General features: G+C 57.3%; 21 protein-coding genes. 7 read left to right on the top strand and 14 right to left on the bottom strand.

Going from position 1 to position 18,544, the window contains the following annotated elements:
* The first annotated feature begins 48 nt into the window (after nt 1-48).
* The 3 genes from GS605_RS13055 to deoD all read left to right on the top strand — a co-directional run bounded on the left by GS605_RS13055 (nt 49) and on the right by deoD (nt 3,279).
* Nucleotides 49-2,109, top strand: a complete 2,061-nt coding sequence (locus GS605_RS13055) for a protein meaA (protein ID WP_256369017.1) — start codon at nt 49-51, stop codon at nt 2,107-2,109.
* A gap of 124 nt (nt 2,110-2,233) precedes the next feature.
* Nucleotides 2,234-2,551: an H-NS family nucleoid-associated regulatory protein gene (locus GS605_RS13060; RefSeq protein ID WP_171724264.1), complete on the top strand. Its 318-nt coding sequence runs from the start codon at nt 2,234-2,236 to the stop codon at nt 2,549-2,551.
* A 17-nt stretch (nt 2,552-2,568) separates the two neighbouring features.
* Entirely contained in the window at nt 2,569-3,279 is a 711-nt protein-coding gene (gene deoD / locus GS605_RS13065; RefSeq protein WP_171634918.1) for a purine-nucleoside phosphorylase, read from the top strand.
* 37 nt (nt 3,280-3,316) lie between these two features.
* Here deoD and GS605_RS13070 read toward each other — a convergent pair whose 3' ends face one another.
* The 13 genes from GS605_RS13070 to GS605_RS13130 form a co-directional block, all read right to left on the bottom strand.
* Complete coding sequence (locus GS605_RS13070) at nt 3,317-4,180, bottom strand: DUF1989 domain-containing protein (RefSeq protein WP_171724265.1); 864 nt, start codon at nt 4,178-4,180, stop codon at nt 3,317-3,319.
* Nucleotides 4,181-4,470: 290 nt separating this feature from the next.
* A complete protein-coding gene (locus GS605_RS13075) occupies nt 4,471-4,611 on the bottom strand; it encodes a hypothetical protein (RefSeq protein ID WP_171634922.1) in 141 nt (46 codons plus the stop codon).
* A gap of 121 nt (nt 4,612-4,732) precedes the next feature.
* Nucleotides 4,733-5,512 (bottom strand): succinate dehydrogenase iron-sulfur subunit, encoded by a 780-nt coding sequence (locus GS605_RS13080; protein WP_152456842.1) that lies wholly within the window; start codon nt 5,510-5,512, stop codon nt 4,733-4,735.
* Between the two features lie 31 nt (nt 5,513-5,543).
* Nucleotides 5,544-6,170, bottom strand: a complete 627-nt coding sequence (locus GS605_RS13085; protein ID WP_171634924.1) for a sulfotransferase — start codon at nt 6,168-6,170, stop codon at nt 5,544-5,546.
* A gap of 147 nt (nt 6,171-6,317) precedes the next feature.
* Nucleotides 6,318-6,917, bottom strand: a complete 600-nt coding sequence (locus GS605_RS13090; protein ID WP_171634926.1) for a class I SAM-dependent methyltransferase — start codon at nt 6,915-6,917, stop codon at nt 6,318-6,320.
* Nucleotides 6,918-6,941: 24 nt separating this feature from the next.
* Complete coding sequence (gene sdhA, locus GS605_RS13095; RefSeq protein ID WP_171724266.1) at nt 6,942-8,747, bottom strand: succinate dehydrogenase flavoprotein subunit; 1,806 nt, start codon at nt 8,745-8,747, stop codon at nt 6,942-6,944.
* Nucleotides 8,748-8,765: 18 nt separating this feature from the next.
* On the bottom strand, nt 8,766-9,137 hold the full coding sequence (gene sdhD, locus GS605_RS13100; RefSeq protein ID WP_117870336.1) for a succinate dehydrogenase, hydrophobic membrane anchor protein: 372 nt from the start codon (nt 9,135-9,137) through the stop codon (nt 8,766-8,768).
* A gap of 13 nt (nt 9,138-9,150) precedes the next feature.
* Entirely contained in the window at nt 9,151-9,537 is a 387-nt protein-coding gene (sdhC, locus tag GS605_RS13105) for a succinate dehydrogenase, cytochrome b556 subunit (protein WP_152456838.1), read from the bottom strand.
* A 214-nt stretch (nt 9,538-9,751) separates the two neighbouring features.
* The gene (locus GS605_RS13110; protein ID WP_171171150.1) at nt 9,752-10,414 is read right to left on the bottom strand and encodes a DUF1194 domain-containing protein; all 663 of its coding nucleotides are present in this window, start codon (nt 10,412-10,414) and stop codon (nt 9,752-9,754) included.
* A 54-nt stretch (nt 10,415-10,468) separates the two neighbouring features.
* Nucleotides 10,469-11,497: a MaoC family dehydratase gene (locus GS605_RS13115; RefSeq protein WP_171634931.1), complete on the bottom strand. Its 1,029-nt coding sequence runs from the start codon at nt 11,495-11,497 to the stop codon at nt 10,469-10,471.
* A complete protein-coding gene (locus GS605_RS13120) occupies nt 11,497-11,703 on the bottom strand; it encodes a DUF1737 domain-containing protein (RefSeq protein ID WP_171634933.1) in 207 nt (68 codons plus the stop codon). Before GS605_RS13120 ends, GS605_RS13115 begins: the two co-directional genes overlap by 1 nt.
* 12 nt (nt 11,704-11,715) lie before the next feature.
* A complete protein-coding gene (locus GS605_RS13125; protein WP_171724267.1) occupies nt 11,716-12,270 on the bottom strand; it encodes an NnrU family protein in 555 nt (184 codons plus the stop codon).
* 6 nt (nt 12,271-12,276) lie between these two features.
* A complete protein-coding gene (locus GS605_RS13130) occupies nt 12,277-13,134 on the bottom strand; it encodes a CoA ester lyase (protein ID WP_152456833.1) in 858 nt (285 codons plus the stop codon).
* Between the two features lie 170 nt (nt 13,135-13,304).
* On the opposite strand from GS605_RS13130, the gene GS605_RS13135 reads away from it, so the two are divergent.
* Nucleotides 13,305-13,610 (top strand): hypothetical protein, encoded by a 306-nt coding sequence (locus tag GS605_RS13135; protein ID WP_171724268.1) that lies wholly within the window; start codon nt 13,305-13,307, stop codon nt 13,608-13,610.
* Here the strand turns inward: GS605_RS13135 and GS605_RS13140 are convergent, their stop codons facing one another.
* Entirely contained in the window at nt 13,611-14,366 is a 756-nt protein-coding gene (locus GS605_RS13140) for a sulfite exporter TauE/SafE family protein (protein WP_171724269.1), read from the bottom strand.
* Nucleotides 14,367-14,533: 167 nt separating this feature from the next.
* Here GS605_RS13140 and mdh point away from each other — a divergent pair, with 167 nt between their 5' ends.
* The 3 genes from mdh (at nt 14,534) to GS605_RS13155 (ending at nt 18,536) form a co-directional block, all read left to right on the top strand.
* Complete coding sequence (gene mdh / locus GS605_RS13145) at nt 14,534-15,496, top strand: malate dehydrogenase (protein WP_117870353.1); 963 nt, start codon at nt 14,534-14,536, stop codon at nt 15,494-15,496.
* A gap of 309 nt (nt 15,497-15,805) precedes the next feature.
* A complete protein-coding gene (gene sucC / locus GS605_RS13150; protein WP_170346359.1) occupies nt 15,806-16,999 on the top strand; it encodes an ADP-forming succinate--CoA ligase subunit beta in 1,194 nt (397 codons plus the stop codon).
* Nucleotides 17,000-17,708: 709 nt separating this feature from the next.
* Nucleotides 17,709-18,536 (top strand): glycosyltransferase family 25 protein, encoded by an 828-nt coding sequence (locus GS605_RS13155; protein WP_171724270.1) that lies wholly within the window; start codon nt 17,709-17,711, stop codon nt 18,534-18,536.
* Nucleotides 18,537-18,544 lie beyond the last annotated feature (8 nt).

Raw genomic sequence — 18,544 nt, forward strand, 5'->3', positions numbered from 1 at the left:
GGCAGATTGCCACCAATCACAGCCGCCCACAATCTGAACAATTGCGACATGCCGCAACGCAGCGAATTGACATGTCCCGAAAATTGCGCTTTAGAACCTCAAGACGTAATTTTATTGCCCACTGAAACGCGAGGCCCCGCTATGACGCAGACGCAGAAAGATCGCCCCTGGCTCATCCGAACCTATGCCGGTCATTCCACGGCCAAAGCCTCGAACGCGCTTTATCGGGGGAATCTTGCGAAAGGCCAAACCGGTCTGTCCGTGGCCTTCGATCTGCCCACGCAAACAGGCTATGACAGCGACCACACCTTGGCCCGCGGTGAAGTCGGCAAGGTCGGTGTGCCGGTCTGTCATCTGGGCGACATGCGGGTTCTGTTCGACCAGATCCCGCTTGAGCAGATGAACACCTCGATGACGATCAACGCCACTGCGCCATGGCTTTTGGCGCTTTATATCGCCGTCGCGGAAGAGCAAGGCGCGGATGTATCCAAACTACAGGGCACAGTTCAAAACGACCTGATCAAGGAATATCTGAGCCGCGGCACTTATGTTTGCCCGCCCAAGCCGTCGCTCAAGATGATCGCGGACGTGGCCGAGTATTGCTATACCAATGTTCCGAAATGGAACCCGATGAACGTGTGCTCGTATCACCTGCAAGAGGCAGGTGCGACCCCAGAGCAGGAACTGGCCTATGCCCTAGCCACTGCCATCGCCGTGCTGGACGAATTGCGCCCACGTGTACCTGCCGAGGATTTCCCGGCGCTCTGCGGCCGGATTTCCTTTTTTGTGAATGCTGGCATCCGCTTTGTCACCGAAATGTGCAAAATGCGTGCCTTCGTGGATCTTTGGGATGAGATCCTGCAACAACGCTATGGCGTTGAAAATCCGAAATTCCGTCGATTCCGCTATGGCGTGCAGGTGAACTCTCTGGGCCTGACCGAGCAGCAGCCCGAAAACAACGTCTATCGCATCCTGATCGAGATGCTGGCCGTTACCCTGTCGAAGAATGCCCGCGCCCGAGCGGTGCAGTTGCCCGCCTGGAACGAGGCGCTGGGTCTGCCTCGCCCGTGGGACCAGCAGTGGTCGATGCGGATGCAGCAGATCCTGGCCTACGAAACCGATCTCCTGGAATACGATGACCTGTTCGATGGCAACCCCGCTGTCGATGCCAAGGTGAAAGAGTTGAAAGAAGGCGCGCGGGCCGAACTGGCCAACCTGGATTCGATGGGCGGCGCGGTCGCTTCGATCGAATACATGAAGTCCCGACTGGTGGATTCCAACGCTGAACGCCTGAACCGGATCGAACGCAACGAAACCGTTGTTGTTGGTGTGAACAAATGGATCGAAGGCGAGGCATCACCCCTGCAAACCGAAGACGGTGGCATCATGGTTGTTGATCCTGCCGTGGAACAAGAACAGATCGACCGCCTGAACACGTGGCGCGCAGGACGGGACGAAGCGGCCGTAACCGCCGCCCTGGCCGCGCTGCGCGAAGCGGCACAGACCGGGGCAAACATCATGGAACCGTCCATTGCCGCCGCAAAGGCCGGCGCGACAACGGGCGAATGGGCCGAAGAAATGCGCAAAGTCTATGGAACCTATCGCGGCCCAACTGGTGTTTCGGGGTCTGTTTCGAACAAGACCGAAGGGCTGGACGACCTGCGTGCCGCCGTTGATGCCGTCAGCGACAAGCTGGGCCGGCGTCTGAAGTTCCTTGTAGGCAAACCCGGGCTGGACGGCCATTCCAACGGTGCCGAACAGATCGCCTTCCGTGCCCGCGATTGCGGTATGGACATCAGCTATGAGGGCATTCGCCTGACTCCCGAAGAAATCGTTGCGGCCGCCCGCGAAGATGACGCGCATGTCATTGGACTGTCGATCCTGTCCGGCAGCCACCTTCCACTGGTCAAAGACGTCATGGAACGTCTGCGGCAGGCAGGGTTATCTCATATCCCAGTAGTGGTGGGCGGCATTATTCCGGACGAAGATGCCGAAAAACTGAAAACCATGGGTGTGGCCAAGGTCTACACCCCGAAAAACTTCGAACTCAATTCGATAATGGGCGATATTGTTACTCTGGCGGATCCTCGGAACCTCGCCGCAGAGTAAATTAGCTGCAAGGCACTTTTTCTCCTGTTTCCGTCTCTGAAAAATTCGGGATGGAATACGCTGATAATTGGAATTACGGTGCGCGCTCATGTGCACCGTAATTATTATCTGATGGAGAAGAATGATGGGGATCAATCTTGAGAATATGTCACGCAAAGACCTTTTGGCTTTGCGCAATGACATTGAAAAAGCTTTGGTCAGGGCAGAAAAACGCGAACGACAGGAGGCTTTGAAAGCTGCAGAAAAGGCTGCGGCAGAATTCGGCTTCTCTTTGTCTGAACTGTCCGAAGAAACGTCGCGCGGCGTTAAGCCCACAAAAACAAAGGCTAAATACCGTAATCCGGAGAATCCCGATCAAACCTGGACCGGTCGCGGCCGCAAACCTCAATGGGTGCATGACGCGCTGACGGCAGGCGCGGATATTTCTGATCTGGAAATCTAATCTGAGCGATTTGGAAAATGACAATTCATATTGGCGCCGAAAAAGGCGAAATAGCTGAAACCGTTCTATTGCCCGGTGATCCCTACCGGGCGAAATGGGCGGCCGAGACGTTTTTGGATGATGCCAAACAGGTCAATAACGTTCGGGGAATGCTTGGCTTTACCGGAAACTGGAAGGGTAACCCCGTAACAATTCAGGGAAGCGGCATGGGAATGCCGTCCCTTTCCATTTATGTAAACGAGTTGATCCGCGATTACGATGCGAAAACCCTGATCCGCATCGGATCCTGCGGGGGGATGCAGGACAGCGTCAAAATTCGTGACGTTATTCTGGCCATGACATCAACCACGCTGAGCACGCCGTCGCGCGGCATCATGAAAGAGCTTAACTTTGCGCCCTGCGCCGATTGGGGGCTTCTGCAAGCTGCCGCCACAGCGGCTGCCGCCAAGGGAACGCCGACCCATGTTGGTGGAATTTACTCGTCAGATGTCTTTTATGACGAACGTCCAGATCTCAATGAACAGATGGTGCGTCACGGCATTCTGGGGGTCGAGATGGAAGCGGCCGAACTCTATATCCTGGCGGCGCGCCACAAATGCCGAGCCTTGGCCGTTCTCACTGTTTCCGACCACCTGTTGACCGGAGAGGCCCTGCCATCGTCAGAACGTGAAAGCAGCTTTGGTGAAATGGTGGAAATCGCGCTTCAGGCTGCGTTCCCCAACAGCTGATGGTGGGCAGGCACGAGGAAACGGGTGCCTGCCTTTGCTAACGCCCGTGCGAGCGATCATAACCATTGCTCGCAGGGCTGTCCCACCCCTTCAAATCACCACTGGCAGGAGCGAATACCTCGACCAGCAAGGGGTGGCATGCAGCCGTGTCCGAGGAATGTTCCGAGGAACAATCCCCGCCCGGGCAGGCGCTGAGGTTTCCCAGCAAATCAATCTCGGCAAAAATTTCAAGAAAATCTCCGGGGCGCACGGGTGAGGCTTTCATGAAGTACTGACCCGTGTCGCGGGTGAAACCGGTACACATGAAGACGTTCAGTACGTCGTGCACCGCTGGTTCGGCTTCGGTCAGCGGAATATTGAGGTGATCCGCAAGCGCGCGAGTCAGGTTGGAGTGGCAACAATGATGGTATTGCGTACCGGACAAAAGGTTGCCCGTATACGGATCGCATCGCGTGCCGATGACGTCATGAACCGACCCCCCATAGGAATCGATCCCGTACCACTCCAGCGTATCCGCAATAATCGTGGCCATCGGGCGCAGATGAGGAAAACTGGACCACATCCGCTCTCCGGTGGTCAGATGCGTGCCATGCAGCGCCCGGGTTTTTCCGGAATAGAAGCGTTCCGACAGGTTGTTTCGGTTCCAGAGGTTCAGATCGCCAACCTGCGGCCCCTCGACGGAAGTGATGCGAAAGAAATGGCCGGCAGGCACTTCAAAACAACGTGCATCACGTGGCGGCACCAGCACTTCGCCCGTTTTGCTTGCGCGTTCGCGAAGGGACTTCATCCAAGTCACATCCGGTCGCGGCAATGCCTCGTTCGGGTAACAGATGACAGGGGAAACCGCGCGACGGGCTTCGGCATCTTCAGGCGGGTGGAGAGTGTTTTCTGAAACGGTCATGCCGGGCAGAGTGGCGCATTATTCAACCCTCGGAAAGCCCTATCTTTCAGGGGTCACGCGCCTTTAAACACTGCAAAGGTTGGTCCAGTGCAGTGATTTCGGCACCGCAGAAGCTGCACCGCCAGATGCCGTGGCTCTTGTCCTGCCGCCACCTGCAATCACGTGTCAGCCCGGTATGGCGCGAGCGCCAGAGGAAATAGGCAAACACGCCGGCCGCCAGAAGAAGCAGAAGAACAGGCATCCCTCTGCTTTGCCGATAAACCGTCAGTTTGCAAGCCTTGCAGCCTGTATCAGGCTGCGTTTGCGTATTCGAAAAGCTCTGGTTCCTTGTCAGCCTTCGCAGGTTCGGGCGTGTAATAGGCCCATGCCTGTTCAAGCAGTTCCAGCGCGTCTTGGGCGGCGCTTTTCCGTTTGGATGTGTCTTTGCTCATTGGAGTGATCCTGACTAAAGCTCATCACTCCTCCCTGCCAAAAAAATAAGGCAATGCAGCCGGGGCTGCATCGCCTATTTTTGCAAGATGGACATGCGAAAATCGCAAATCGGGCCTGTGTTTAGACCGCGCGCTCGACCATCATCTTCTTGATCTCGGCAATCGCCTTGGCCGGGTTCAGACCTTTCGGACAGGTCTTGGCGCAGTTCATGATGGTGTGACAGCGGTAGAGCTTGAATGGATCTTCCAGTTCATCCAGACGCTCACCAGTGGCTTCATCCCGGCTGTCGATGATCCAGCGATAGGCATGCAGCAAGGCCGCGGGGCCAAGATAGCGATCACCATTCCACCAGTAGCTGGGGCATGAGGTCGAGCAGCTGGCGCACATCACGCATTCATAAAGACCATCCAGCTTCTTGCGATCTTCGATGGATTGTTTCCATTCCTTCGCAGGGCGATTGGTCTTGGTCTCCAGCCACGGCATGATGGACGCATGCTGGGCATAGAAATGAGTCAGATCAGGGATCAGGTCCTTGACCACCGGCATATGCGGCAGCGGATAGATTTTCACATCGCCCTTGATCTCATCCATGCCATAGATACAGGCTAGCGTGTTGATCCCGTCGATGTTCATCGCGCAAGATCCACAGATGCCTTCGCGGCAAGACCGGCGGAACGTCAACGTCGGATCAATCTCGTTTTTGATCTTGATCAGCGCGTCCAGTACCATCGGACCGCACGTATCCATATCAACGAAATAGGTGTCGACACGCGGGTTCTGCCCGTCATCGGGGTTCCAACGATAGATTTGGAACTTGCGCACGTTCGTGGCGCCGTCCGGCTTTGGCCAGGTCTTGCCGGTGGTAATCCGGGAATTCTTGGGCAGGGTCAGTTGAACCATGTCAATTCTCCATTCAGCACAAGGCCGCCTTTCAGCCTGTCCGGGCGCATTCAGACGCCCCTCGGTTATAATGCCCCCAATGGGCGATGTTCACGTCGAAATCCGGCGAAAGCCAATCCGCAAGGCTTTGCGGATCGTCCCGGTCGATATCAAAGCGCAGAAAGCGCGGGTTGTCGTCAAAGAAAGCTTCGACCTCGGAATGGTGCACGTCATACATATGCGCCCAGCCCCGTTTTACCTCGTCGGCCGTCTGTCCATTGGCCTTGCAGCATCGCTCTAGGTACCTACCGCCGGAATGGTTGGCACGTGATGCGATCCAGTCATCGCGATTGCGCGTGTTCAGCAAGAAAAAGGCGTCGGGGTAAGCCGCGTGCAGCTCTCGAAAGAACCGCGCGCCGTCCAGCATGAAGCGCGAATTGACAAAGGCGATATCGGTGAAGGCCCGGACGGCACCAAACCCATCCAGCGGTCTGCGCCCCATGGCAATATTGGTTACCATCCGATGTGCAAGGTTTAGACCCTGTTCATCTTCCCAATGCACCGAAGGAATCCCGCTGTTCTGAAACAGCTTGTGAAACGAGGTCGTCGCACAGCGGTTCAAGCCGATCAGGATGATCTTGGGATCGCTTTGCCCGGATTTGAGTTTCTCGACCGTCATTGCGGGCACCAGCAAAGCATACGCCTTGGCACGCCTGGGATTTCACCATGACTTGCGCTTTTTTGAACGCCCCTCCGGCATGTGACATGATCAAAAGCGGCTTGTTTGGCTTCCCGGGTTGATATGGTGCTTGCGCCAGTCACACGTTCAACTCCGCTCGAACACTTTGAACGCGGCAAAGCTGTTCTTTGAGGCATGCGCATGCCCTTTGACGGCAAACGGGTTCTCTTCTTCACAATAGAGCTGCCAGCCGGGCATGAATTCTTCAACCCACAGGGAATACGGGCGATGGCGCACATGCTGATTGGAAGGGTTCTGGTCAAAATCAGACGAATAGATAACGACAAAACGCTTTGCCAGTCCGAACAACCGCCGCATGTAGTTTTCGAAAACGCTGTCCTCGGTCAGATGATAAATGACATCCAGCGAAAGAGAAACGTCATGCGGCTCAACCTCGGAATCGGCGTTTTTGAACACCCAATTGGGGCGGGATCGAAAAACTTCGTTGCAGCGCCGAACGCAGAGGTCCGAGACATCTAGACCGGTATAATTCGGGATATCAAACAATTGCGCCTGATTTCCGTCGCCCGATCCCAATTCTACAACCGAGTCCACGCCTTCCATCTCGACCATCGTGTTGATGAAATTCGCTTTGTAGACAGCAAGACGCCCGTAAGACCCCGCTCCCGAGGTCTTGCCGCGCTCATATCGGCGTTGCCAATAATCGGTCGAAGAAAACTCAGCCATCTCGCCCCTGTTCCTGCCCAGCCCTCAGAACGTCCGCGCTTTGGGCGCGATTTTCTGCAAGCTGATACCGCCTTGGTTCTCGGTCGTCAGCGGATCAACGATGACCGGACGATAGCTGAGCTCAACCTTGTTGCCCTCGACCCGGCTGACCGTGTGAACACGCCAGTTTTCGTCATCTCGCTCGCTGAAGTCCTCATGCGCGTGGGCCCCTCGGGATTCCTTGCGGGCCTCGGCGCCGACGATGGTGGCAAGCGCGTTTGGCATCAGGTTGGTCAGTTCAAGGGTTTCCATCAGATCGCTGTTCCAGACCAACGAACGGTCTGTGACCTTCAGGTCGTCCATCTTTGCGGCAATCGCCGTCATCTTCTCGACGCCTTCGGCCATGGTCTTGGCGGTTCGGAACACGGCCGCATCCGCCTGCATGGTCTTTTGCATCTCAAGCCGAAGATCGGCGGTTGGGATTGAACCGCTGGCGTTACGCACCGCATCAAAACGGTCAAACGCCTTGTCGACCGACGCCTGGTTCAGAACCGGGTTGGGGGATTCGGCGTCGACAACCTTGCCAGCCCGGATCGCCGCCGCCCGGCCAAAGACCACAAGGTCAATCAGCGAGTTCGACCCCAGTCGGTTCGCACCGTGGACCGAGGCACAACCGGCTTCGCCAACGGCCATCAAACCGGGAACGACCGCAGTCGGATCCTCGGCAGTTGGGCTCAGAACCTCACCCCAATAGTTCGTGGGGATACCGCCCATGTTGTAATGCACGGTGGGCAGAACCGGGATCGGTTCCTTCGTGACATCCACACCCGCAAAAATCTTGGCGCTTTCCGAGATACCGGGCAGGCGCTCCGCCAGAGCTTCGGCAGGCAAGTGGCTGAGGTTCAGGTGAATGTGATCCCCTTCGGCCCCTACGCCACGTCCCTCGCGGATTTCCATGGTCATCGAGCGCGAAACGTAATCGCGTGGTGCGAGGTCCTTGTACTGGGGCGCATAGCGCTCCATGAACCGTTCACCTTCCGAGTTTGTCAGGTACCCGCCTTCGCCGCGCGCGCCTTCGGTGATCAGACAGCCCGAACCGTAGATGCCGGTAGGGTGGAACTGAACGAATTCCATATCCTGCAAGGCCAGCCCGGCACGGGCCACCATGCCGCCGCCATCGCCGGTGCAGGTATGGGCCGAGGTGGCGCTGAAATAGGCACGGCCATAGCCGCCGGTCGCCAATACCACCATCTTGGCGTTGAAGACATGCATGGTGCCATCGTCCAGCTTCCAGCAGACGACACCCTGACATTGACCGTCTTCGGACATGACCAGGTCAATGGCGAAATATTCGATGTAGAACTCGGCGTTGTTCTTCAACGACTGCCCATACAGTGTATGCAGAATCGCGTGGCCGGTCCGGTCGGCAGCTGCACAGGTGCGTTGTACCGCAGGACCTTCTCCGAATTCAGTGGTGTGTCCACCGAAGGGGCGCTGATAGATCTTGCCCTCTTCCGTACGGCTGAACGGAACGCCATAGTGCTCCAGCTCGTAGACCGCCTTTGGCGCCTCGCGGGCAAGGTACTCCATCGCGTCGGTATCGCCCAACCAGTCCGAGCCCTTGACGGTATCGTACATGTGCCATTGCCAATGGTCGGGGCCCATATTCGACAACGACGCGGCAATGCCACCCTGCGCGGCCACGGTATGAGAACGGGTTGGGAAAACCTTGGTCACGCAGGCCGTACGCAGGCCTTGTTCCGCCATACCCAATGTCGCCCGCAGACCGGCCCCACCGGCGCCAACAACGACCACGTCATATTCATGCGTTTCGTATTCGTATGCAGCCATTTCTTTCAGCTCCGGGAATTAGAGGGCAATGCGCGCGATGGCGAAGATGCCGGCCGCAGCCGCACCGTAGGACAGGCAGGTCACCAGAATGATCAGGACCTTTTCAAGCGTGCCGTGAACATAGTCCTCAAGCATCACCTGCGCACCGTCTGCGAAGTGTTTGAAGCCAACTGCCAGCGTCAGTGCTGCCACGATGGCAGGGAAGGGCCGCGAATAGTATTCAAGTACCACGTCAAACGGCTGACCCAGAACCGGGCCGAAGGTGAAAACAAACAAAGGAACAAGGATCAGCAGAGCCACCGAGCTGACTTTCATCGCCCAGAAATGGGCGGTGCCGGATTTCGCCGAGCCAAGGCCAGCGGCGCGTTTGCGGTCGGTCAGATAACGCATGTCAGGCCTCCAATCACGCGACGATGACAAGGGTCAGAAGGGTCAGCACGACCGATCCGATGACAACGGCCCAGCCCAGCTTTGTCGCTGTGGGAAGGTCCAGCCCAATCGCATTGTCCCAGATCAGGTGCCGTACACCGGCCAGCGTGTGATACCAAAGACCCCATACGGACAGAGCCATCACCAGATCGCCAAGCACCGAAGTAATCACTCCGTTCGCAACGGCGAAGGCCTCGGGCGACGTTGCTGCGGCCAGAAACCACCAGACGATCAGCAGCGCCGCCAGCAGTAGCGCGTTTCCGGTGATGCGTGTCAGGATGGATGTGACCGACGTCAGCTGTGGACGATAGATCGACAGGTGCGGCGAAAGTGGGCGGTTGCCCCGATTTACATCGGCCATGGCGGCTCCTTTTCGGTTGGCTACCGAACGTTTTACTGTTTTTTGCGACACTGTCACGTGCTGCGGGTGCAAAAACCACTAAATTCAGCGCAATTTGACGGATTATTCCGGTATGTGATCACACAAAATATTGTCGTGATCACATTTAACATTCCCCTTCATCAATGTTAGCGATTTCAAGACCAAAGGCATGTGATCACGAATCTCCTGACTGTCATTTCAGGCCCGCTGTTTGCTGCGTCACTTCGCGCAGCAGTTTCTTGCGAATTCGTTCCGGGTAGTCCGCGAAGCCCGAAGCCGAAACGACAAAAGCGCCCTCGCCCACGATGACATTTTCGAAGAAATAGGCCGTCAGGTCCGGTTCACTTTCTTCGATGGCCAACGCATTGACGACAATGCCTCGGTCCCGCAAAGCCGCGTGAACTTGCGTCGGTTCGACGCCTTCATTGGATACGCCGTCCCCCGACAGATCGATCAGTCTCCGTTTGCAATCGGATACGGACTCAAACGCGTCCAGCGTCGTGTGCAGCGCCTCGCCAATCGCGGTCGAGAAGTTCCGCCAGATGCGTGGATCTTCGGCAACCTGATCGGCGAAACGATCCAGCGCCGCGAAACTGTCGACTCGAGTCCAGGGGATCGTGACCTGCTGGCGCGACGACCCGGTCCATTGAACCAGCATCAACTGAGCCTGACCACGAACCAATGCCTCGGACACGATCGGGTCGCGCAGACCAGCGGCCAACCCGTCCATCTGAATACGAAACTCGCTGGCGTCGACCGAGCCGGAAACATCAACCGCCAAGGCCAGCGCCAGATCGCAGGCCTGAGCCGCCGGCGCCAGACAAACGCTGGTCAATATCGCGCGCAGAATATGCATGGTGCAAGCCTAACACGGCTTGCACGCAAATGGCTCACATTACCGTCAGCAGGCCTATTGCGGCATGAGCGCCCAATAATCGAGATCCAGAAGCACATCCGGCAAATACCGGCCCTCGTCATTCTTCAACACGAACGGATCACCACCCTTTGTCGCCACCAGACGCAGGCGGATCGCACCCACGCCGGGAACACCGGTTTCCGCCTTATCCAGAACTTCGGACCAGGCCTTGATCGTGTCGCCCGCGAAGCATGGGTTGGCATGCGCGCCGCCATTCAGGCCGACAATCATCTGCGCGTTCGCAAGCCCATTGAACGACAATGTCCGCGCCATCGAGATCACGTGCCCGCCATAGATCAACCTGCCTTCCGGGCGGAACGTCAGGTCGAAATGCACCTTGGCGGTGTTCTGCCACAATCGCGTGGCCAGCATGTGTTCGGCCTCTTCCACGGTGACGCCGTCCACGTGGTCGATTTTCTCTCCGATTTCATAATCGCCCCAACGATGCGCTTCACCGGCCAAAGCGAAATCGTAATTCGAGAAATCCAGACCTTCGGGCACGATCAGATCCTGGGGCGTCAAGGCCTTCTTCAATTCGGGAACAACCGTTTCGGGCGCTGGCGCATTCACGTCTGCCTTGCGCACCATCACCCAACGGACATATTCGATGACGACTTCGTCTAATTGGTTCAATCCACGGGTGCGGACCCAGACGACACCTGTTTTCCCGTTGGAATTCTGTTTGACGCCAATCACCTCGGACACAGATCGCAGGGTATCACCGGCATAGACGGGTTTCAGCCAGCGGCCTTCGCCATAGCCAAGATTGGCAACCGCGTTCAACGAGACATCCGGAACCGTTTTGCCGAACACCAGATGAAACGCCGCCAGATCATCAAGCGGACTTTCCGGCAAACCGCAATCCCGGGCAAATTCGTCCGAAGAATACAGCGCGTGACGCGCGGGATAAAGCGCGTGATACAAACCGCGTTCGCCCTCGGTCACTGTGCGCGGCACGGCGTGATGCAACACCTGCCCTACAGAATAATCCTCGAAGAATCGGCCCGGATTTGTTTTTACCATTACTGCTGTCCCAGTTTCATGTCGGGGGAATAGTCGGCGTCGACCTCTTTGGTCACAGCCTGCGCACACCGCATTACATTGTTGGCTGAGTCAAAGGCATAGGACGGGTCGCCGTACAGCTCCCATCCCTTCGCCAGCGCATCTGACACTTTGTGGCAGAAGGCTGACGTGTCTTCTTCGGTCAACAAACGATAGAGTTTCGCCATGGGGTCAGGTCCTCATGAGCCAAACGGAGACGGACCGACCAGGCCGTGGATATATCCGATAATCCCCAGCAGCACGATCGACGCCACAAAGAACATGGCATCCTTGCCATAGGTTCCCGGCTCACTGGGCGTCCAGTCGGGTTCGGTCTTGTTGATCACAACAACTTCGACCACGGCCCATGCCAGAAGACCGCCGAACAGGATGATCGAGGCCAGATCTCCGTTCACCAGCAAATGCGCAAAGGCCCACAGCTTGAAACCACCCAGCATCGGATGGCGAAACTTGTTCAGCACCCGGCCTTTGGTGCCCGCGGGGCTCATCATGAAGATCGCGATCAGAACCAACAGATTATTGACGTGAATCAGGAAGGTCGGCGGCGCCCAGACATAGATGAAGTCGGTCATGCGATAGCCGAACGCCATCAGCAGGATCGACGCTACCAGCGCCAGGGCTACTGCACCCTTGCCCCCGTCGCCCATCGCGGCACGGCGTTCAGGCGCCACACGTTTGAACAGATGCGCGGCCCACCACAGTGCCACGCCCAAGATCAGAAGAACAAAGCCCATGCTGGCTTACCCCGCTTGCAAAGCTGAAATCGCCTCTGCTTTTGCCAGAATTTCACGGGCCGTTGCAACGTGCAGGTTTTCAACGATCTTGCCATCCACGACGGCAACACCCTGCCCTTGCGCTTCGGTCTCTTCGAATGCCGAAATTTGGCGGCGGGCCAGATCGATCTCGTCATCCGATGGTGCGAAGGCCGTGTTGGCCACATCGACCTGGGCCGGATGGATCAGTGTTTTGCCATCAAAGCCCATGTCGCGGCCCTGCGCACACTCGGCGGCCAGACCCTCGGCATCCTTGAAAGCGTTGTAAACGCCATCAATGATGATCAGCCCTTCGGCCTTGGCGGCCAACAGGCACAGACCCAGCGAAGTCATCATCGGCAGGCGATCGGGGCGAAAGCGGGTTTGCAGCTCTTTGGCCAGATCGTTTGTGCCCATCACGAATCCGGCCATCAGCGGATGCGCCGCGATCTCGGCAGCGTTCAGCATTCCGCGCGGCGTTTCCATCATGGCCCAAATCGGCAATTCTCCGGTGATCGCCGCCAGAGCATCCACGTCAGCCGCCGAATTCACCTTGGGCAACAGGACAACATCGGCATCCATGTCGCGCACCGCCTCGGCATCGGCACGCCCCCATTCGGTGTCCAGCCCATTGATCCGGACGATCTTGACCCGCGCACCATAGCCCCCAGCGGCCAAGGCCCCTTTCAGCGTTTCGCGAGCGTTTTCTTTTTCGTCCGCTGCAACTGCATCTTCCAGGTCGAAGATGATCGCATCCACAGGCAAAGATCGGGCCTTGTCCAGGGCCCGGTCCCTCGAACCAGGAATGTAGAGAACCGAACGATAGGGGCGCAGACGAGGATCCATGGACCACTCCCATTGAAATAAAGTTGCGCGGAATGGGACATTTTTTGCAGGAAAGTTCAAGCACAAAATCGCCGCACCGCAGCAAACCCTGCGCAACGTGCGTTCCCTTAACCGGATTTCGTCCCTTGCCACGCACCCTGATCGGCAGCTGGAATCAAAAAGGGTGCGGCATGCAAAAGACGGTGTTCAAGATGACGATGGGGCTTGGGATCATGGTCCTGGCCGCGCAACATGTGCACGCTCAGGGTCAAAACTGTGCGCCCAGAGAGGCTGTGCTGGAACGGTTGCACGAGGCCTATGGCGAAACGCGCAGGGGTTTGGGACTGGCCCGGAAAGGCGCCGTCATGGAGCTTTTTGCCTCGGACGAAACCGGCAGTTGGACGATCACGGTGACTTTGCCAAACGGGATCACCTGCTTTGTGGCTTCGGGTCAGGCTTTTGAAGAGGTGGTCGAGGCGCTGCCACCCAATGCCTGATCAGGTAAGCGCGTCCCAGATCAGCTTGCTGCCGGTGAGGGTCAACAGCACATAGGCAAGCCCGAAGAACAGGCGTTCGGACAACATGAAATGTGCCCGGACGCCCAGCCATGCCCCCAGGATCGCAAAGGGTGTCAGCAGCAAATCCGCCCATAACGTCTGCCATGTGAACATACCCAGATACGCATAGGGTATGAATTTCGCGATATTGATCACCCAGAAAACCAGTACCGTACTGGCTTGAAATTCGGTTTTCGTCAGGCGTTGCGACAAAAGATAGACCGCTGCCGGAGGACCGCCGGCATGGCTGACGAAACTTGTGAAACCCGCGACCAGCCCGGCAAACAAACCGGAAGACGGCGGCAATCGCCTGGCAAACCCGCGCACCCACCCTTTCGACTGCGCGATGTGCCAGATTACGAACGCGACCGAGATGCCACCGATCAGCAGACGCAACAGATCATCATCCGTTGCACGGTAAAGCCACGCCCCCACCGCCACACCGGGCAGCGCGCCAAGGATCAGCAGACGGGAATCCGGCCAGCTCCACCGCCTCCAATAGGGACCCAACGTGGCCACGTCGATCACCATCAAGATTGGCAGCATCAAGGCCAAAGCCTGCCCGGGCGTCAGGATCAAGGCCAGAATCGACGACGAGGCAAATGCCACGCCGGAACCGAAACCGCCCTTTGAAATACCGGCAAAGATCACGGCAGGGATCGCCACGGCAAAAAACATCAAGTTCAATTCGAACATGTGACAGTCCCGGTTTTGGCTTGTCTCAAAGGCCGTTTAGCGCAATCAAAGCGGGGCCTGCAAACAGTATGCGGTTGTATGCCACGTCGCAGAACTCTTGCCTATTGACGTTTTAACGACTAGCACGACCGCGATTTCAATACCGACCGGATATGGAGAAATTCCAAATGGCCAGACCCAAGATTGCGCTGATCGGCGCGGGGAACATCGGTGGCACGCTCGCACATCTCGCAGCTGTCAAAGAACTGGGTGACGTTGTCCTGTTTGACATCGCAGACGGGCTGCCTCAGGGCAAGGCGCTCGACATCGCTGAATCCGGCCCTTCGGAAGGGTTCGACGCCTCGATGAAAGGCACCAGCGACTATGCCGATATCGCTGGCGCGGATGTGTGCATCGTGACCGCAGGCGTGGCCCGCAAACCGGGCATGAGCCGCGATGATCTGCTGGGCATCAACCTGAAAGTCATGAAGTCGGTTGGTGAAGGCATCGCAGCCCACGCACCCGATGCGTTCGTGATCTGCATCACCAACCCGCTGGACGCGATGGTCTGGGCTTTGCGCGAATTCTCGGGCCTGCCGCACAACAAGGTCTGCGGCATGGCAGGGGTGCTTGACTCGGCGCGCTTTGCACATTTCCTGTCGGAAGAGTTCAACGTCTCGATGCGCGACGTCACCGCCTTCGTTTTGGGCGGCCACGGCGATACCATGGTGCCGTCGGTCCGTTACTCGACCGTTGCCGGTATTCCGCTGCCTGATCTGGTCGAGATGGGCTGGACCACGCAAGAGAAACTGGACGCCATCGTGCAGCGCACCCGTGACGGCGGCGCCGAAATCGTTGGCCTGCTGAAAACCGGTTCGGCCTACTACGCGCCTGCAACGTCGGCGATCGAAATGGCCGAAGCCTATCTGAAAGACCAGAAGCGCGTTCTGCCATGCGCGGCCTACTGCAACGGCGAACTGGGTGTAGACGGGCTCTATGTCGGTGTTCCGACCGTGATCGGCGCAGGCGGCGTTGAGCGTATCGTTGACATCAAGCTGAACGAAGACGAGCAGGCAGGGTTCGACAACTCGGTGAACGCCGTAAAGGGTCTGATCGACGCATGCAAGGGCATTGACAGCTCGCTGGCGTAAAACAGCTCTGAAGTCCGAATAACAGACCGGCCCGTTTCAGGGCCGGTTTTCTTTTGGTTCGCGCATGTCCCGGTCGCAAATGTTGGCGCAAACGCCGCAAATCCCTTTTTTCGAATGTGATTTTCTGACGCGGCGCCGTTTTTTCGAATCGTTTTGCCGCATCAGAAATTTTGTGATCACACCCTAAAAACCCGTGATCACAAATGTTGAAAATCTTCGCTAAAAACCCATCGAGCATCAAAAAACCCTTTAAACTTGCCCGCTAGACACCCCTATAACGATTAAACGCAGTCAGACGGGACAGTTTCGATGAACATTCACGAATATCAGGCCAAAGCCCTCCTTCGCAGCTATGGCGCACCGGTGTCCGATGGTCGCGCCGTGTTGCGCGCCGAAGAAGCCAAAACCGCAGCAGGTGAGCTGGACGGCCCGCTTTGGGTTGTCAAAGCACAGATCCACGCAGGTGGTCGCGGCAAGGGTTCGTTCAAAGAGGCCGACGCCGGTGAAAAAGGCGGTGTTCGTCTGACCAAATCGGTTGAAGAAGCCGCTGAAGAAGCCAAAAAGATGCTGGGCCGTACACTGGTCACGCATCAGACCGGTCCGGCAGGCAAGCAGGTCAACCGCATCTATATCGAAGCAGGCTCGGGCATCGAGCGTGAACTGTACCTGGCCCTGCTGGTGGACCGCCAGACCAGCCGCATTTCCTTCGTCTGTTCGACCGAGGGCGGCATGGACATCGAAGAAGTGGCCGCAGCGACGCCCGAGAAAATCCTGTCCTTCTCGGTCGATCCGGCCACCGGTTACATGCCGTATCACGGTCGCCGCATCGCCTTCTCGCTGGGTCTGGAAGGCCCGCAAGTCAAGCAATGCGTCAAACTGATGGGTCAGCTCTATCAAGCCTTCGTCGAGAAGGACATGGAGATGCTGGAGATCAACCCGCTGATCGTCTCGGACAGCGGCGACCTCAAGGTGCTGGACGCCAAGGTCGGCTTTGACGGCAACGCGGTCTACCGCCACCCGGATATTGCCGAACTGCGCGACACGACCGAGGAAGACCCCAAGGAACTGGAAGCCTCCAAGTACGACCTGAACTACATCGCACTGGATGGTGAGATCGGCTGCATGGTCAACGGTGCCGGTCTGGCGATGGCGACGATGGACATCATCAAGCTGTACGGGGCTGAGCCTGCCAACTTCCTCGACGTGGGCGGCGGTGCCACCAAAGAGAAAGTGACCGAGGCGTTCAAGATCATCACCTCGGACCCGCAGGTCAAAGGCATTCTGGTCAACATCTTCGGCGGCATCATGCGCTGTGATGTGATTGCCGAGGGCGTTGTGGCCGCGGTGAAAGAGGTCGGCCTGCAAGTTCCGCTGGTCGTGCGTCTGGAAGGCACCAATGTCGAAAAGGGCAAAGAGATCATCAACACCTCTGGCCTGGACGTGATCGCTGCGGACAACCTGAAAGACGGTGCCGAGAAGATCGTGAAGGCGGTTAAGGGGTGAACACAGCCCGTCGTATAAGCCTATTGCCGGGATTATTGGCCGCGAGCGCTTTGCTTTCTGCATGTGTTGAAAGCCCTTCAAGGCTTTCTTCTGGAGGAAGCGTTGCGCAACAAGCAGCCAAAGCATTCTCAAGCACATGCCTTGAGAGTTTGCCCGGCTTCGATCGCTTTCAGACTAACGCTCGCGCCGCATCACTGAAACCATCAGAGAACCTAGGCAATATTCATACTGTATACGTAGTGCCGAACAGCAAGGTTTTTGTCGGGCTTCAGAATCTACCAGGTGCATCTGACGTTGAAGTCTGCGGTGTTAGAGCAGTTAGTTCTGAGCCCTCGTCAGTCGTTGGAGATGCTATTCTGAATGCAGCTCGCTCATCGGTAGGTTCTGGAACTGAAAAAGAGTTTCCATCCGAAAGGTTCGAATACGCTATCCAGCTTCCGAACGGCAGCCTTCTTACACACGACGCAAAAGACATGGGAAGCACGACAAGCAACGTGTTTCTGATTTCTCAACCAGTTCCACAGGGAAGAGTCCCGTCGCTGATTTTCGACGGATAGGCGCTGCCCACAGAAATCCAATAAAGGAGAACGCCAAATGGCAGTCCTCATCGACGAAAACACTAAAGTGATCTGTCAGGGTTTTACCGGCTCGCATAACGGATTGCACTCGGTGTGGACTGTCTGATCTTTCTGGAAACTGAACGTAACCCATGACCATCCCCATCTTCCTCATAGGCCTAGAACGCGCCACAGGGCGTGCGCGTTTGATGGAGCAGGAGCTGCACAAAGCAGGCCTGTCAGCGACGCGCGTCAACGCTGTTGATTGCGATGCCGCCACCCGTGAGGATTTCCTGCGAGACTGCCGGGCGGAAGGACCTTGGGGCTATTTCCACACCAAGGACATGGCCTGCACCCTCAGCCATGCCAAAGCGTGGGAGGCGCTGATCGCCTCGGGGGCGGAACAGGCCTTGATCCTTGAGGATGATGTGTTTCTGACACCGGAATTGGCAGACTGGTTGAATGATGCATCATGGTGGCCAGAGGATGCCGACATCGTGCGGTTTGAACGCTGGCGCAGCACGAAGCTTTACGTGGCCCTTGGGCGCAAGCGGCTGCCCCATCTGGGGCGGGAATTGCGCCTGATGCGCTCGCGCCATCCCGGTGGTGCAGCTTATGCGCTGACACGCGAAGCGGCCCGGCACTTTCTGGCGCAGAAACCCTTTGACATCACGCTGGATGGTTTGTTGTTCAACCCGTCCGCCTCGCCGGCGGCGCGTCAGATCAACATCTATCAGGTGATCCCGGCCATGGTCGAACAGGGCAACGAAGCGCCCGGCGAATACAATATGGGTGCACCGCGCGCGCGGCCAACAGGCTGGCCCCTGATCCGGCAAAAAGTCAGGCGCGGCATCGCTGAAATCAGCAGCGGCCTGCGCACGACGGCCAATCTGGCGCTGGGACGCGCCACGCTCGAGAAAATTACCTATGCGCCGCAGGTTCTGCCGGCGACCGAACCCAATCAATCCAACACCGCCTAGAGAAAGGG

This window comes from Ruegeria sp. HKCCD7559 (assembly GCF_013110575.1).
Lineage (GTDB): Bacteria > Pseudomonadota > Alphaproteobacteria > Rhodobacterales > Rhodobacteraceae > Ruegeria.